General features: G+C 64.0%; 15 protein-coding genes and 1 pseudogene. 7 read left to right on the forward strand and 9 right to left on the reverse strand.

Annotated features, from left to right (window positions below; genetic code table 11):
• Positions 1-51: 51 nt before the first annotated feature.
• Together FBY31_RS23285 and FBY31_RS06750 are read left to right on the forward strand one after the other, a co-directional pair.
• A pseudogene (locus FBY31_RS23285) lies at positions 52-375 on the forward strand (transposase); the annotation flags it as partial.
• A gap of 678 nt (positions 376-1,053) precedes the next feature.
• Positions 1,054-1,395, forward strand: a complete 342-nt coding sequence (locus FBY31_RS06750; protein ID WP_142038454.1) for a hypothetical protein — start codon at positions 1,054-1,056, stop codon at positions 1,393-1,395.
• Between the two features lie 118 nt (positions 1,396-1,513).
• On the opposite strand, the gene FBY31_RS06755 is transcribed toward FBY31_RS06750, so the two are convergent.
• Positions 1,514-1,954 (reverse strand): SHOCT domain-containing protein, encoded by a 441-nt coding sequence (locus FBY31_RS06755; RefSeq protein WP_235012952.1) that lies wholly within the window; start codon positions 1,952-1,954, stop codon positions 1,514-1,516.
• Positions 1,955-2,175: 221 nt separating this feature from the next.
• Entirely contained in the window at positions 2,176-3,312 is a 1,137-nt protein-coding gene (gene dapE, locus FBY31_RS06760; protein ID WP_142038459.1) for a succinyl-diaminopimelate desuccinylase, read from the reverse strand.
• Positions 3,313-3,362: 50 nt separating this feature from the next.
• On the opposite strand from dapE, the gene dapD reads away from it, so the two are divergent.
• Together dapD and FBY31_RS06770 are read left to right on the forward strand one after the other, a co-directional pair.
• Entirely contained in the window at positions 3,363-4,391 is a 1,029-nt protein-coding gene (dapD, locus tag FBY31_RS06765) for a 2,3,4,5-tetrahydropyridine-2,6-dicarboxylate N-succinyltransferase (protein ID WP_142038461.1), read from the forward strand.
• 7 nt (positions 4,392-4,398) lie between these two features.
• Positions 4,399-5,256 carry a hypothetical protein gene (locus FBY31_RS06770; protein WP_142038464.1) on the forward strand — a complete coding sequence of 286 codons (858 nt, stop codon included), beginning with the start codon at positions 4,399-4,401 and terminating at the stop codon, positions 5,254-5,256.
• A 34-nt stretch (positions 5,257-5,290) separates the two neighbouring features.
• Here FBY31_RS06770 and FBY31_RS06775 read toward each other — a convergent pair whose 3' ends face one another.
• Together FBY31_RS06775 and FBY31_RS06780 are read right to left on the reverse strand one after the other, a co-directional pair.
• Positions 5,291-5,902, reverse strand: a complete 612-nt coding sequence (locus FBY31_RS06775; RefSeq protein WP_142038467.1) for a hypothetical protein — start codon at positions 5,900-5,902, stop codon at positions 5,291-5,293.
• Between the two features lie 67 nt (positions 5,903-5,969).
• Positions 5,970-6,608: a TetR/AcrR family transcriptional regulator gene (locus tag FBY31_RS06780; RefSeq protein ID WP_142038470.1), complete on the reverse strand. Its 639-nt coding sequence runs from the start codon at positions 6,606-6,608 to the stop codon at positions 5,970-5,972.
• A gap of 129 nt (positions 6,609-6,737) precedes the next feature.
• Here FBY31_RS06780 and galE point away from each other — a divergent pair, with 129 nt between their 5' ends.
• Entirely contained in the window at positions 6,738-7,751 is a 1,014-nt protein-coding gene (galE, locus tag FBY31_RS06785) for a UDP-glucose 4-epimerase GalE (protein ID WP_142038472.1), read from the forward strand.
• A gap of 239 nt (positions 7,752-7,990) precedes the next feature.
• On the opposite strand, the gene FBY31_RS06790 is transcribed toward galE, so the two are convergent.
• From FBY31_RS06790 to fdxA, 3 genes are all read right to left on the reverse strand, one after another.
• Positions 7,991-9,277, reverse strand: coding sequence for a citrate synthase (locus FBY31_RS06790; protein WP_142038475.1), 1,287 nt, complete (start codon positions 9,275-9,277; stop codon positions 7,991-7,993).
• A gap of 262 nt (positions 9,278-9,539) precedes the next feature.
• Entirely contained in the window at positions 9,540-10,688 is a 1,149-nt protein-coding gene (gene dapC / locus FBY31_RS06795) for a succinyldiaminopimelate transaminase (protein WP_142038478.1), read from the reverse strand.
• A 14-nt stretch (positions 10,689-10,702) separates the two neighbouring features.
• On the reverse strand, positions 10,703-11,029 hold the full coding sequence (gene fdxA, locus FBY31_RS06800) for a ferredoxin (RefSeq protein ID WP_009356972.1): 327 nt from the start codon (positions 11,027-11,029) through the stop codon (positions 10,703-10,705).
• Positions 11,030-11,180: 151 nt separating this feature from the next.
• On the opposite strand from fdxA, the gene FBY31_RS06805 reads away from it, so the two are divergent.
• Entirely contained in the window at positions 11,181-11,420 is a 240-nt protein-coding gene (locus FBY31_RS06805) for a putative acetyltransferase (RefSeq protein WP_142038479.1), read from the forward strand.
• A gap of 48 nt (positions 11,421-11,468) precedes the next feature.
• Here FBY31_RS06805 and FBY31_RS06810 read toward each other — a convergent pair whose 3' ends face one another.
• Entirely contained in the window at positions 11,469-12,278 is an 810-nt protein-coding gene (locus FBY31_RS06810; RefSeq protein WP_142038482.1) for a type IV toxin-antitoxin system AbiEi family antitoxin domain-containing protein, read from the reverse strand.
• A gap of 217 nt (positions 12,279-12,495) precedes the next feature.
• Positions 12,496-14,424 (reverse strand): translational GTPase TypA, encoded by a 1,929-nt coding sequence (typA, locus tag FBY31_RS06815; protein ID WP_091415324.1) that lies wholly within the window; start codon positions 14,422-14,424, stop codon positions 12,496-12,498.
• 272 nt (positions 14,425-14,696) lie between these two features.
• Between typA and FBY31_RS06820 the strand changes: the two genes are divergently transcribed.
• The gene (locus tag FBY31_RS06820; protein ID WP_142038485.1) at positions 14,697-15,563 is read left to right on the forward strand and encodes an SGNH/GDSL hydrolase family protein; all 867 of its coding nucleotides are present in this window, start codon (positions 14,697-14,699) and stop codon (positions 15,561-15,563) included.
• The last annotated feature ends 21 nt before the right edge of the window (positions 15,564-15,584 follow it).

Consider the following 15,584-nt stretch of genomic DNA (forward strand, 5'->3'; position numbering starts at 1 on the left):
GATGCCAAACACCATGCCGGTCGTCGCGCATTCATATCCATATGTCATAGGTGTCTTACGGCATGGTCTCACGATGGTCCTCTACGTTCCGGAGGCAGCTTTGCCTCACTGGCGGGCGTCAACCCGATACCGGCATTATCGGGCAACACGGCCAGACACAGGCTCAACCGGGAGGTGACAGAAGCCTGAACAAAGCCCTGCACATGGTAGCGATGAGCAGAATGGCCTTCGACCCGGAAACAATCAAATACGCCGAGAAGCGCCAATCCGAAGGACGAACAAAAAAAGGAAATCCGCCGGTGCGTGAAGCGCTGTCTCGCACGACGGTTCTACAGAACATTCAACGCGTCAAACCCGCTCGCTGGCCAAGGATGACAATTGTTGAAGGGTATATTTTCGACCGGTTCTGGAGAGGCACTTCGCATTCGTTCAGGTGTCCATTCGCGCTGCTCTCCCTCTTTGGGCGTAGTGACCTGAGAATCTGTTGACCCCTCTCTTCTCGGAGGGCGCGCGATTGAAGGGGCATCGGCACAGGAGTGGCGTTCCGCATCTGTTCTTCGGTGAGCGGGACGGATCTTGTGCCGCAGCTTGATGCCGTCGCAGAATCAGCGGAAGTGGCAACTGGTTCTGGGGAATCGGTTGGGAGCTGGGCTGTCTCCCGACAGTCGCTTCCGTCGGCTATGCTTGCGGCCTCACTAGCGTCGGGGGAAGGCCCTGCAGATTGCAGCGGTGGCTCGTGCCGATCTTCTCTCTGCCCACTTTCGCCGGCATTTCCGCAGCCGGTGACGGAGAAGATAAGGAGGCATGCAGCAGTTAACCCCCGGATCGCTCTCGAACGTCCCATTTGGTGATTGTCCCCCTACGCGGATCACAAAGGCAGGGGTTCAGGCGAAACCTCTGCTTTCAATCTGAGGACCATTCACTTTCCTCTTGAGAAAAGGGTGACGCTGGTGCTCGTCTTCTCTGCTTAACCCGCGAGGGCTTCAGGGTTGCACCTCGTTGCCCTTTCTCTTGACGTCGTGCAACGGGAGTGCTGATCGAAAGTCTGGCAAAATGACCATCCAGACACGCGGCGCCATGCGCTCTCCCGCAGTTGCGGCTCGCATCATCCTTCTGGCCTTGCTCGTTCTTTGGATAGCGCAGCCCGCCCTGCCTGGTTGGGGATGCGCGGCCAGTTTTCCGGCAATGTGCCCTCCGCATTTGTTGCCTGTTCGTGCATCGTTCATCAGCGCAGGCATCCTCGTCGCACTGCTTGCAACTGTCATCGCCGGGGTACTGCTTCGGCGGTCCCGGGCAAACGGCTGGCTGGGCGGTATGTCCCGAATTGTCGTCTTCTCCGTGCCTGTAATCCTGGTCCTGACAGTCGTCGCGCACTTCCTGATACCGCAGCCCTGATTCGAGCTTGCTTGGCGCGGGTTGTTGTCCCGGACGTCGAAAAGCCATGGCTGCAAGCCGGTCCCACTGAGGAAACGCTCTACCAGCAACTCCTCAGTCGGGAGCGCGCACTCCTGGGTTATCTGCCGCCAAGGATGTGGCGTTTGGCGGCGCTAAATTCCTCGTCGGAAAGCGCGCCACTTCTATGGAGTTCTGCAAGGAGGGCAAGTTCCGCCGCCAGGGACTTCTTGCCCGCCATCTTGCTGAAGATCACTCGGCGCTCTCTAGTGGGTTCAGCCGGCGCCGGATTCAGCTCATGCGCCCGTGATGAGCTGGTGACGGCGTAGGTGATTAGCAGGGTGATCGCGAGGACTCCAAGGGCAATTCCCAACGGGATGCGAAACGGCTCCGTGGCGTTTATCAAGACAGCAAGGAGTGCCCCGGCAACGGCTGCACATAGCCCAGCTATCCGAAGCGTCGTTCGGCTAATGCCGAACGTAAATGTGTATCCCTCGGCCTCGGCCGAAACCAAGTGTTCGTTCATCTGCCGAGAATAGCCCTGCGAACGCTTCTTGAACATCCTGCGGACCGTGGTCAGGGGCATGCGTTCACAACTGCAACGTTCTGCGGCACTTCGGAAGGACGAACAAAAAAGAAATCCGTCGATGCGTGAAGCACGATCTCGCACGACGGACCTACAGAACTCTCAACCCGTCAAGCCTGCTCGCTTGCCAGCTTGACAACTATAGAGGACCAAATGCCGCTTGAGGGGCCATGCCTCTTAAGGACATGCCTGCACCATCAGCCTCCCAGCCAGGCCTGCAGCGCCTGCAGGCATTTGCGGATGGCGTCGGCATGAACGTGTTCGTTGTCTTTATGCGCCAGCAAGGCATCCCCCGGCCCGAAGTTCACCGCAGGGATCCCCAGCTCGCTGAAGCGCGCGACGTCGGTCCAGCCGTATTTGGGCTTCGGCTCGGCTCCCACGGCGGCAAGAAAGGAAGCGGCGGCAGGGTGCTGGAGCCCGGGCCGTGCCCCGGCCGCGGCATCAGTGCGGACGACGTCAAAACCCTCAAGGAGCTCCCGCACCACGGCTTCGGCCTGGTCCGGGGTCTTGTCCGGGGCAAACCGGTAGTTGATTTCCACCACGCACCGGTCCGGAATGACATTGCCGGCAGTGCCGCCGTTGATTCTTACCGCGTTCAGGCTCTCGCGATAATCCAGGCCGTCCACATTGACCGTCAGCGGCTCATAAGCAGCCAGCCGGGCCAGGATCGGCGCCGCCGCGTGGATGGCGTTGCTGCCCATCCAGGCCCGGGCGGAGTGGGCGGCCTCCCCCACGGTTGTCGCTTCGAACCTGCTGGTCCCGTTGCACCCGCCTTCCACAGTGCCGTCAGTGGGTTCGAGCAGGATGGCGAAATCCCCGCCCAGCAGATCACCGTGGTTGCGGACCAGCCGGCCCAGGCCGCTCTTCACGGCTTCCACTTCCTCGTGGTCGTAAAAAACAAAGGTGACGTCCCGCTTCGGCGCGGTACCGCCGTCGAACATTGTGGCAGCCAACGCGAGCTGGACGGCCACGCCGCCCTTCATGTCCGTGGCGCCGCGGCCGTACAGGACGCCCTCCCCGGGGACACCGGATTCCCAGCTGGACGGCACCGTGCCCCGGGACCCCTCAGCAAGGGGCAACGGAACGGTGTCCAGGTGTCCTGCCAGGATGACGCGTTCCGGATTGCCCAGCTCGGTCCGGGCGATGATGGCATCCCCGTCCCGCACGATACGCAGTTCCGGGATGGTGCGCAGGCCCGCCTCGACGGCGTCGGCCAGTTCCGTTTCATTGCCGGACACACTGTCGATGTCCATGATCGCGGCGGTCAGGAGCGCAACATCCTGGCGGAGGTCAAGTGGAAGGGTGGAAGGTTCCGGGGCGGTTTCGGCAGTCACGAAGCCAGTCTAGTTCGGAGCAGGTCCCCGCCCGTCGATAGACTGGGGCAATGACTGAGACTGCTTCCTCCGCTGTGCCCGAAACCCAGACTGCCTCCACTGAAGAACGTTCCGCCTACGGCTTTGGCGTGGCCACCATCGCCACTGCCAGCGGCGATGCTACCGTCCTGGATGTCTGGTTCCCGGCACCCGTGCTGGGCGTCGCTGCCGATAACCTGCACGCCGTGGGGAACGCGGACGAGGCACTCACCCGCATCGCAGAAGCCGGCACGGACGAGGACCGCGGCACCGAACAGAAGGTGGTCTTTGTGCAGATCAACCTCGATGAGGCCCCGGCCGACACCGCTGACGCCTACCTGCGCCTGCACCTGCTCTCGCACCGCCTGGTCCGGCCGAACACCATCAACCTCGACGGCATCTTCGGCAAGCTGCCCAACGTCGTCTGGACCAACTTCGGCCCTGCCGCCGTGGAAGGCTTCGAACTGACCCGCGCCCGGCTGCGGCGCCGTGGCGCCGTTACCGTTTACGGCATCGACAAGTTTCCCCGCATGGTGGACTACGTCGTGCCCACCGGCGTCAGGATTGCCGACGCCGACCGCGTCCGCCTGGGAGCGCACCTCGCCGAAGGCACCACTGTGATGCACGAAGGCTTCGTCAACTTCAATGCCGGAACCCTGGGCACCTCCATGGTTGAGGGCCGGATTTCCGCCGGCGTGGTGACCGGTGACGGCAGCGACGTCGGCGGCGGCGCCTCGATTATGGGCACCCTGTCCGGCGGCGGCAAGGAAAAGATCACCATCGGCGAGCGGGTCCTGCTTGGCGCCAACTCCGGTGTGGGCATCAGCATCGGCGACGATTCCGTTGTCGAAGCCGGCCTCTACGTGACGGCGGGCACCCGCGTGCGCATACCCGGTCCCAAGGACGAGGTGGGCGAGGACACCACCAGGATCGTCAAGGCCGCCGAACTCTCCGGTGTCCCCAACCTGCTGTTCCGCCGCAACTCCACTACGGGCGCCGTGGAGGTACTCCCCCGCGCCGGCCAGACCGTGGAGCTGAATGACGCCCTGCACGCCAACTGATCCTTCGATGGCACGAAGACGCGGCCTTCGCCGTCTGCTGGTGCTGCTGCTAACGCTGGCCCTGGTGGCCGGCGGCGTCTATGCGGCGGTGTTTTTTGTGCAACGTTCCGAGACCCTTGTTTCGGAACGGTGCACCGCCGTCGTGAATGGTGAGACGGCCGAACTGGCTCCCGACCAGGCTGTCTACGCTTCCCTGATCACTGCCGTGGCGGTCCAGCGCGGGCTCCCGCCCCGGGCCGCGACCATAGCCTTGGCTACCGCCATGCAGGAGTCCAAGCTCCGCAACATTGAGCACGGCGACCAGGCCGGCCCGGATTCGCGGGGGCTGTTCCAGCAGCGTCCTTCCCAGGGCTGGGGAACGGCAGAGCAGATCATGGACCCCTTTTACGCCACCAACGCTTTTTACGATGCACTGGTGAAGATCCCAGGTTACGAGTCGCTTGAGATCACGGCGGCGGCGCAGCGGGTGCAACGATCGGCGTTTCCCGCCGCTTATGCCCAGCACGAGCAGATGGGACGCTTTTTTGCCTCCGGGCTGTCCGGCCAGACGCCCGAAGCCATTCAGTGCACCCTCCGCTCGGCAGGTGCCGCCGGCGATCCCACCGCCGTTTCCGGCAAGCTTGCCCAGGCCTACGGACTCTCGGGTTCGGCCGTGGACAACCAGACGCTGGTGGTGGAAGCCGGCGGCAGCCAGGCTTGGTCGGTGGCGCAATGGGCCGTAGCCAACGCCAAGACCCTCGATGTCACGCAGGTGGAGGTCGCCGGGCGGAGCTGGAACCGCACCGAGCGGGACGGCTGGCAGGAATCGGCCGCCCCGGATGGCCAGGTACGGATTACGGTGTCACCGGCAGGCACAGGGGCCTGAGGCACCCCTAGCGTCTTTCCTTGCTCATTCTCTTCTAGACGAGGATTTCCACCACGGGCTGGACGTAGCTGCGAAACAGCTCCGGCTGGCTCATCAACTGACGGCTCATAATGATCTTGTCCGGCTCCAAGTACCAGGCCCGCTGCTCTTTCAACGGCAGTTCGATGATGGTCAGCTTGAAGTCGCGTGCGTTGCGTCCAACCTCCATCAGCCGGTCATCCACCATGTCCTCCAACAGCTGGTCCGCACCGGTGGCGGCCCGTTCAGCTTCGAGCTCGGCGTACTCACTCCTGCGTTCCCGCGCCCAGGTGAGAGCCGAGCCGAAGTGCGCCTGGAGTACCCGCTGCAGGGCTGGCGAATTACCGAATGCCTCAAAGTCGGGCGGGGAAAGTTCCGGTGACGTCTGCGGGTATGCCTTCAGCAGCTGTTCCCACCACGCCTCCCACTCGGTCTTGAGTACGCTCAAACCGCCCACATCGGCAGTGAGGTGGGAATGGTCGGCAGGATGGACCTTGGGGGCTGCATGCGAAAGGGCGGGGTGGCCCGCGCCGTCGAGTCCGGCGGCATCGCGCATATACAGGGCGATCATCATCGGTCCGGACGTGTCGGTGGTGATCTGCCACCCGGAACCGGTCTTTTGCTGCATCCGAGGTCCTTCCCTGGCGCGCACCTACCGGGTCTGGTGATCCGGTGTTGCGCCCCCGGCTACCAGTCTATTCCCCCGCATTGCCGACGGTAACGAAATTCACCGCCAACCCGTCCAGGTGCCGCTCAAGGACATCGGTGCACATCCGGGCCGTCATCCAGCCGGGCTGAAGCAGGGCATGCATGCACAGGCCGTCCAGGGTGGCGAGAAGCCTCTCCGCCTCCACCACCAACGCCTCCTCGGAAACATCGGCGGGTACCAGCGCTGTGATCACCCGGCCGATAACGGCTGCCACCTCACGGTGGCTGCGGTCCGCCTCCGCCACAAGGAAGGGCCTGATCCTGGCGGCATTGCGGAAGGCCATCCACACGCAGGCCTCCACAGCCCGCTGTTCGTCCAGCGGCAACAGTTCACCCAGCAGTGTTAAAACGGCGTCGCGTCCATCCGGACTTGCGGGCGGATGGGCCTGCATTCCAGGCAGGGCGCTCTCCAGCCTGGCCACGATGCTGTCAATCGCCGTTGCAAAGGAGAAAGCCAGCAGTTCATCGCTGCCCGCGAAATAATGCCTGACGGAGCCGACGGCGAGCCCGGCCTCGTCTGCCACTTCCCGAAGGGACGCCCTTTCCAATCCATCTACGGCGATAATCCGCCAGACTGCTTCCACGACTTCCCGGCGCCGGGCTCCGGCGTGAACGAATTTAGGCACTCCTCTTATCTAGCACAGCTGTGCTCAATTGCAGGCCTGTCCGCGGTTCTGCCCGTAAAGGCCCGTCATCCTGCCCGGGATCCGGGGCTTATCGGCGGGACCGGCACCGGTTGGGATAGCGTTGGGAGCATGAAAATTCTGGTTACAGGGGGTACCGGGTACATCGGTTCCCACACTGTTTTGTCCCTGCAGGAAGCCGGCCATGACGTGCTGGTCATCGACAACCTGGTCAACTCCAGCGAGGAGTCCCTCCGCCGGGTGGCCGAACTCACCGGCAAAACAGCACAGTTCCACCACGTGGACCTCGTGGACGAGGCCGCCGTGGACAAGGTCTTCGCCGAAAACGACGTCGACGCCGTGATCCACTTCGCCGGCCTGAAGGCCGTGGGCGAATCCGTGCGCGAGCCGCTGATGTACTACTACAACAACCTCGTCGGCACCCTGAACCTGATCCGCGTCATGGACCGGCACAACGTCCGCTCCATCGTCTTCAGCTCCTCCGCCACCGTCTACGGCGAACACAACCCCATCCCCTACGTGGAAAAGATGGAGATCGGGGCCAACAATCCCTACGGCCGCACCAAGGAACAGATCGAGGACATCCTCTCCGACCTCGGCGCCGCTGACACCCGCTGGCACATCGCCCTGCTGCGCTACTTCAATCCGGTCGGCGCCCACCCCTCGGGCCGGATCGGCGAAGACCCCCAAGGGATCCCGAACAACCTCGTCCCCTTCATCGCCCAGGTCGCCGTCGGCCGGCGGGAAAAGCTCATGGTCTTCGGCGGCGACTACGACACCCCGGACGGGACCTGCCTGCGCGACTACATCCACGTCACCGACCTCGCCGAAGGCCACGTGGCCGCGCTGGACCACATCGCCGACCGCACCGGGGTGTTCCGCTGGAACCTCGGCTCCGGCACCGGCTCCTCGGTCCTGGAAGTCCTGCGCTCCTTTGAGAAGGCCGTCGGTAAACCCATCCCCTACGAAATCACCGGCCGCCGCGCCGGCGACCTGCCCGCCTTCTGGGCCGATGCCACCTCAGCCCTCGCCGACCTCAGCTGGTCCACCACGAAGACAGTGGACCAGATGTGCGAAGACCACTGGCGCTGGCAGAAGAACAACCCCAACGGTTACAGCTCCTGACTCATTCCGTGGTTTAGGCCCGCCTTCCGGTGGTTGAGCCCGTCCTCCGGTGGTTGAGCCCGTCGAAACCGATTTCGACCCGCTCAATCACCGGGACAGAGTCGGCCTCAATCTCCGGGAAACGAAACGGCCGCCCACCTCCTTGAGGTGAGCGGCCGTCGTCGTTGTTCAGCCCGAGCCTGGGGCCACGCCGGCGAGGGACCCGAACCGAGCTTGCGAGGTTTGGGAGCCGGTGGGGATTAGCGGGCCGGGTAGTCCCGCTCGGGTTCGCCGATGTAGAGCTGGCGGGGGCGGCCGATCTTGGTGTTCGGGTCGCTGATCATCTCACGCCACTGGGCAATCCAGCCGGGGAGGCGGCCGATGGCGAAGAGCACGGTGAACATCTTCTCGGGGAAGCCCATGGCCTTGTAGATGAGGCCGGTGTAGAAGTCGACGTTCGGGTAGAGCTTGCGCTGGATGAAGTAATCATCGTTGAGCGCCTTCTCCTCCAGGCGCATGGCGATGTCCAGCAGTTCGTCGTTGCCGCCGAGCTTGGTGAGGATCTCGTGCGCGGTGGCCTTGACGATCTTGGCGCGCGGATCGTAGTTCTTGTAGACGCGGTGCCCGAAGCCCATGAGACGGACGCCGTCTTCCTTGTTCTTGACCTTCTCCATGTAGTCCTCGGGCTTCGTGCCGTCGGCCTGGATCTGGCGGAGCATCTTCAGCACGGCCTCGTTGGCACCGCCGTGGGCCGGGCCGAAGAGGGCGTTGATGCCTGCCGAGACGGACGCGAACAGGTTCGCGTTGGAGGAGCCCACCAGGCGCACGGTGGACGTGGAGCAGTTCTGCTCGTGGTCCGCATGCAGGATCAGGAGCAGGTCCAGCGCCTTCGCCACGACCGGGTCAACCTCGTACTGCTCAGCCGGAAGCCCGAAGCTGAGCCGCAGGAAGTTCTCCACGAGGTTGTGGGAGTTGTCCGGGTACAGCATGGGCTGGCCGATGGACTTCTTGTGGGCGTAGGCGGCGATGACCGGGAGCTTGGCCATGAGGCGGATAGTGGAAACTTCCACCTGCTCGGCGTTGAACGGGTCCAGCGAGTCCTGGTAGAACGTGGACAGTGCCGAGACGGCCGAGGACAGGACGGGCATGGGGTGCGCGTCCCGCGGGAAGCCGCCGAAGAAGCCCTTGAGCTCCTCGTGCAGCAGGGTGTGCCGGCGGATCTTCTGGTCGAATTCGTCCAGCTCGGTGGGGGAGGGCAGGTTGCCGTAGATCAGCAGGTAGGACACCTCAAGGAAGCTGGAGTGCTGTGCCAGCTGTTCGATGGGATACCCGCGGTAGCGCAGGATGCCAGCATCGCCGTCGATGTAGGTGATAGCCGAAGTTGTGGCTGCTGTGTTCATGAAGCCGGGGTCAAAGGTGACTGCGCCCGTCTGCTTCAGCAGTTTGGAAACGTCGTAGCCTTCGTTTCCTTCAACAACCTGGATGCGCGGCAGCTTGAGCTCGCCTCCTGCATGGAGCAGGGTCGCAGCATTGTTGGTCTCAGTCATGGAGTCCCCTTCATGAGGCGTCTGGGCCTCTGTCGAAAGCTTGATCCAACATCAGGTGAGCCGCGCACGAAGCCTGAGAACACAGGTTCCAACACCCGGGCTGCCTTCTTGTAGAAAGCCACCATTGATAGTCACTTAAAAAGTACCCGCTCCTTGGCGGGTGCCACTAATCCGAGACCTTCCAAAATGCCCTAAAAGGGAGCGGATGTGGCGGGAGTCACAGGAATGTTACGGCGCCGTGCCGGCCGTGGTGCTCTGGTGATTACGGCGCCGATGCCAGCCGCGCAACGGCGGCGTCGATCCTTTCGTCGGTTCCCGTGAGGGCAACCCGGACGTAGCCGTTACCGGCCTCGCCGTAAAAGACGCCGGGGCCCACCACGATGCCGCGCTCCGCGAGCCGCGCCACGGTGTCCCAGGTACTCTCCCCCGCCGTCGACCAAAGGTACAGGCCGGCGTCGGACTCTTTGATTTCCAGACCGAAGTCCAGCAAGGCCGGAACCAGGCGCTCCCGGCGTCCCCGGTACAGGTCCTTCTGGGCCTCCACATGCGCGTCGTCGCCCAGCGCCACCCGCATGGCTTCCTGCACCGGGTAGGGAACGATCATGCCCGCGTGCTTGCGGCTGTTGACGAGGTTGGGCATCAGGTCCGGATCGCCGGCCACAAACGCGGCACGGTACCCTGCCACGTTGGACTGCTTGCTCAATGAGTACACAGCGAGCAGGCCGTGGTGCGATCCGCCGGCCACCCGGGGGTCCAGGATGCTCGGGACAGCCTGGCCGCCGCGCTGGACGTCCCAGTTGCCCCAACCCAGCTCTGCATAGCATTCGTCGGACGCCACCACGGCACCCACCTCGCGGGCCTGCTCAACGAGCGCCTTCAGGGATTCGACACCCCGGACGCTGCCGGTGGGATTCCCCGGGGAGTTGACCCAGATCAGCCGGACACGGGCGCGGGTGGCCTCGTCGAGCTCGTCCAGGTTGTCAGTTGCCACCGAGGTGACCCCCGCGAGGGTGGCGCCGATATCGTACGTCGGGTAGGCAACCTTGGGGCGTACGACGACGTCCCCTGGCTTCAGTCCCAACAGCAGCGGCAGCCAGGCCACCAGTTCCTTCGAGCCGACCGTTGGCATGATGTTGCGCGGATCCAGTCCAGCCACGCCGCGGCGGCGTTCGAACCATGTGGCGATGGCCTGACGCAGCGCGGGTGTGCCGTGGACCGTGGGGTATCCGGGGGCGTCAGCGGCGGCCTTCAGGGCGTCCTGGATCAGGGCGGGCGTGGGATCCACAGGGGTACCAATGGACAGGTTGACGGCTCCCCCGGGGTGCTCCGAGGCCTTCGCGACATACGGCGCCATGGCCTCCCACGGGTAGTCGGGCAGGTCAAGGCCGAACGTATTCACTGCTGCGGTCACCGTTCCTGCCTGCGTCAGTGGTCTTGGTTCTGCGGGGGCAGTGCAGCGATCATCGGGTGGTCCTTGCCGGTGTTGCCGATCTTGGCCGCGCCGCCGGGTGAGCCGAGGTCGTCGAAGAATTCCACGTTGGCCTTGTAGTAGTCGGCCCATTCGTCCGGGGTGTCGTCCTCGTAGTAGATGGCCTCCACCGGGCATACCGGCTCGCAGGCTCCGCAGTCGACGCATTCGTCCGGATGGATGTACAGCGAACGCTCACCTTCATAGATGCAGTCGACCGGGCATTCTTCAATACATGCCTTGTCCTTGACATCTACACACGGCTGCGCGATTACGTACGTCACGTCCCTGGCCTCTCCACGTTGGTTCCGGCGTCGCGCCGGTTCTTGCGCCCGGCAACCATGGCCGGACTCTTGACATCTGAGCCTATTATCTCCCAGCCCGCTACCGCGAACCTAGCCGGGCACCTTCTGTGAAGCCACATAGTATGAAGTGGTGAGTCTACCTGCCCCCACCCCCGCCGGGTTCCTCTCCACTGCCGCCCCCGGAACGCGGGTGGTGGTGCGGTACCGCATCGAGGGCGGCCTCACTGATGCGCTGGGGCACTTGCTAGCGTGCGACGCCGGTGCCTGCACCGTCCGCACGCGGCAGGCCGACGTCGTGATTCCCCTTGAGCGGGTTGTGGCAGCCAAGGAGGTTCCGCCGGCGCCCGAGCGGCGCGGCCCGCGCGCCTAAGGCAGCTCTCGGTGCGCAGGGACCGCCACTGCGCAACGAACCCGGGCTTCACGGCGCAGCCCGGTACATGGCAAGTGCCTGATGCACCATCCGCACGAATTCCTGGGGCTCGCCGAGCAGCATCTCAAAGGTCACACGAAGTACGGGAACACCCCGGATAACCGTAACGTTCCACCGCCGCCGGTCCTCCCGGTACGCCTCCCTGCTGCTGTGGTGGGTATAGCCGTCTGCCTCAATGCCCAGCAGGCCGTCCACCAGAAGATCCAGGTGGCCCATTCCGGGAATCTTGACCTGGAGCTCGACGGTCAGCCCGGCCTCCTCCAGCAGGTAGCGGGCCATCGTTTCGATAATGGATCCGGATTGGGGCCGGATTTTGGCCACCAGTCCACGTAACGCCTTTTCCCGTGCGGCTGGAAATAGTTCCCGCAGGGCCGGAAGTTGAACCAGCCCGTTCTTGACTGCAGATTCCGCGATGGTCAGGCCCTCGAGCGGCGGCAGGCAACGGAGTGACTGGCACACCATGTCCAGATGCGTCAACGGAACATTGCTTCGATGCACAACGCAGCCACTGACTGGCCTCCCATGCTGTGCGGCAAGATGCGGTTTGTCGGGCTCCCTGACTACCCACAGCCCCGCTGCCAAGGCGGCCGTGACGCAGCCGGGCACCGCGTAATGGCGGCAGGCGTGCATGAGCAGCGGGTCGGCGTCGGGCAGTGCATACACGCCACGCGCCACCCTGCGCACGGTGCCGTCACGGACACCGGCTTCAAGGGTCCGGCGGGAAACACCGGCCTGCCTCAGAGAGTTGGTGCTGGCAACTCCGCCCATTGCGGCCAGTGCTTGGGTGACAGTTCGCATGACTGCATGGTGCCCGCCCTGCCACGTCCGGCGCAGCCAACGGAAGCGGCTATGTGGAAAACGGCAGGGCGCTGTGAAGGCACTTTTCGTTGCGCAGGGACAGTCTCTGCGCAGCGAACCCGGGTTTCACTGCACAGCGCGGTTACGCGGCAAGCGCCGGTTAACGAAGAATGCCACCGGCGCGGTGCCGGTGGCATTCTCTCAAACTACGGTGATGCTAGGCCTTGGCGCGGGCGCGGTTGGCTTTTGCACGCTCGTTGGTGTCCAGGATGACCTTGCGGATGCGGATGGATTCCGGGGTTACCTCGACGCACTCGTCTTCGCGGGCGAACTCAAGCGACTCTTCAAGGGTCAAGTCGCGCGGCGGGGTCAGGTTCTCGAAGGTGTCCGAGGAAGCGGCACGCATGTTGGTGAGCTTCTTTTCCTTCGTGATGTTGACGTCCATGTCGTCGGCGCGGGAGTTCTCGCCAACGATCATGCCCTCGTACACCTCGGAGGTGGGCTTGACGAAGAAGGAACCGCGTTCCTGCAGGTTGATCATGGCGAACGGGGTCACCACGCCGGCGCGGTCAGCAACCATGGAGCCATTGGTGCGGTACTCGATGGGACCGGCCCACGGCTCGTAGCCCTCGGAGATGGAGGCCGCGATGCCGGCACCACGGGTGTCGGTGAGGAACTTGGTGCGGAAGCCGATCAGGCCACGGGCGGGAACGATGAATTCCATCCGGCACCAGCCGGTTCCGTGGTTGGCCATGTTGGTCATGCGGCCCTTGCGGGCTGCCATCAGCTGGGTCACGGCGCCAAGGTATTCCTCGGGGACGTCGATGGTCATGTGCTCCATCGGCTCGTGGATCTTGCCGTCGATGGTCTTGGTGACAACCTGCGGCTTGCCCACGGTCAGCTCAAAGCCTTCGCGGCGCATCTGCTCCACGAGGATGGCCAGGGCGAGCTCGCCACGGCCCTGGACTTCCCAGGCGTCCGGACGCTCGGTGGGGAGCACCTTGATGGAGACGTTACCGATCAGTTCCTTGTCCAGGCGGTCCTTCACCTGGCGGGCGGTGACCTTGGCACCCTTGACCTTGCCGGCCAGCGGCGAGGTGTTGATACCGATGGTCATGGAGATCGCGGGATCGTCCACGGTGATCAGCGGCAGCGGCTGCGGGTTCTCGGCATCGGTCAGGGTCTCACCGATGGTGATTTCCTCAATACCCGCGACAGCGACGATCTCACCGGGGCCGGCGGATTCGGCCGGGACGCGGTCCAGGGCCTTCGTGGCCAGCAGTTCGGTGATCTTGACGTTCTTCAGCTCACCGTTGGCGCGTGCCCATGCAACGGTCTGGCCCTTACGGAGGGTGCCGTTGTAGATGCGGAGCAGGGCGAGGCGGCCCAGGAACGGGGAGGCGTCCAGGTTGGTGACGTGGGCCTGCAGGACGCCCTCGGGGTTGTACGTAGGAGCCGGGATGTGCTCGATGATGGTCTTGAACAGTGGCTCAAGGTCCTCGTTGTCCGGCGCGGCGCCGTTGGCCGGCTGCTCCAGGGAGGCGCGGCCAACCTTGGCTGCGGCGTAAACAACCGGAACCTCAAGGACCTTGTCCAGGTCCAGGTCCGGAACTTCGTCCGCGAGGTCGGAGGCCAGGCCCAGGAGCAGGTCCATGGACTCGTGCACCACTTCATCGATGCGGGCGTCGGGACGGTCGGTCTTGTTGACCAGGAGGATCACCGGCAGGTGCGCGGCAAGGGCCTTGCGGAGCACAAAGCGGGTCTGCGGCAGCGGGCCCTCGGAAGCGTCGACGAGCAGTACGACGCCGTCAACCATGGACAGACCGCGCTCCACCTCGCCGCCGAAGTCGGCGTGGCCCGGGGTGTCGATGACATTAATGGTGATGGTCTCGCCGTTGGAAGACGGACCGTTGTAGGCCACCGTGGTGTTCTTGGCCAGGATGGTGATGCCCTTTTCGCGCTCAAGGTCACCCGAGTCCATCACGCGGTCCTCGAGGTGGTTGTGCTCGGCAAAGGAGTTGGTCTGCTTGAGCATGGCGTCGACCAGGGTGGTCTTGCCGTGGTCAACGTGGGCCACAATCGCGACGTTGCGCAGGTCACTGCGCGATGCAGTGGCTACCGCGGTGTTGGTGGTGGTTTCAGACATGCGTAATGGCTCGATTCAGTGGTGAAAGTCAGCTGTTGTATCGCGACATTTCCAACTGGAACGCACGACGGATCAGGCCCTTTGCATAGGGCTGCTTCCTCTATTCTAGCGTCAGTGGCGTTAATAGGCCTAAATTTTAGGGCGGACAGCGGGTTGGCCGGCCGCCGCACGGCAACGGCATAGGTGAAAATTAGTGAGTAATATCACTGGCCAATCCTGCATCCATGCCACATGATTGCTCTGACACTTCATGCAAGCCCGAAAGACACCTCATGCGAAAAGCCTTGGCCCGGACCCGCGTTGCCGCATCCGGAGCCGCCGCCGTGATCGCGGTGTCCAGCCTTATTGCTGTCTCCGGCTGCGGGATACTGCGCCAGTCCTCCGCCTTTCCCCAAATGCAGGCTGCCGCCGCTGCCGCGCAACCTGGCGCTGCCGCTGTGAATCCTGGCGTTGCAGGTTCCCGCATCCTCAATCCAGCCAATGGGCGGCTTGAGGCAGTGGTTCCCGAGATCAGCAAGACCGTCCTCCTGATCGGCGATTCGCAGTCAGAACCGTCAGACGGGTGGCCCCGCCAGGGCCTGGAGGCTGCGGGGTACAAGTTGTACTACTGCGGGAAAGGCGGCACCGGGTTCGTGGCCGCCAACGGCAAAACGGGCAACTACATTGACGCCCTCCGCCGCGGCGACTGGCTCCTGCCTTCCGGCACTCCGGCGCTCATCGTCATCCAGGGCGGCGGCAACGACGCCGCAAGCGGGGCATCGGACAGCCGGATTGCCGGAAACGCCGGGAGCCTGATCGCTGAACTCAAAGCCCGCTATCCGGGAACACGGATCGCAATGATTGGAACTTTGGCCCGGGGCGAAGGCAACGGGGGCGGCCGCCGCACGGAGGTTGATGCCCTGCTGGGCTCGGTGGCAGCAGCCCACAACCTGCCCTTCGTTTCCGTGGGTGACTGGCTCACCAGATATGGCCTGGCCAAGGACCTGGCGGACGCAGTGCATATGAATCCCAACGGCCGACGCGCCCTGGGGACCCTGCTCGAACGCCGGCTCCGTGACCTGGGATTGGAACGGAAGGCGACGGCGGACCAGCCGCCGGCGCTGGCGACGGGCGGCGGCGCCGATTCCGTTCAGGACTGACAGCCGGCAGCGTTAAAGCAG

It is taken from the genome of Arthrobacter sp. SLBN-100, assembly GCF_006715305.1.
In the GTDB taxonomy this organism is placed as follows: domain Bacteria; phylum Actinomycetota; class Actinomycetes; order Actinomycetales; family Micrococcaceae; genus Arthrobacter.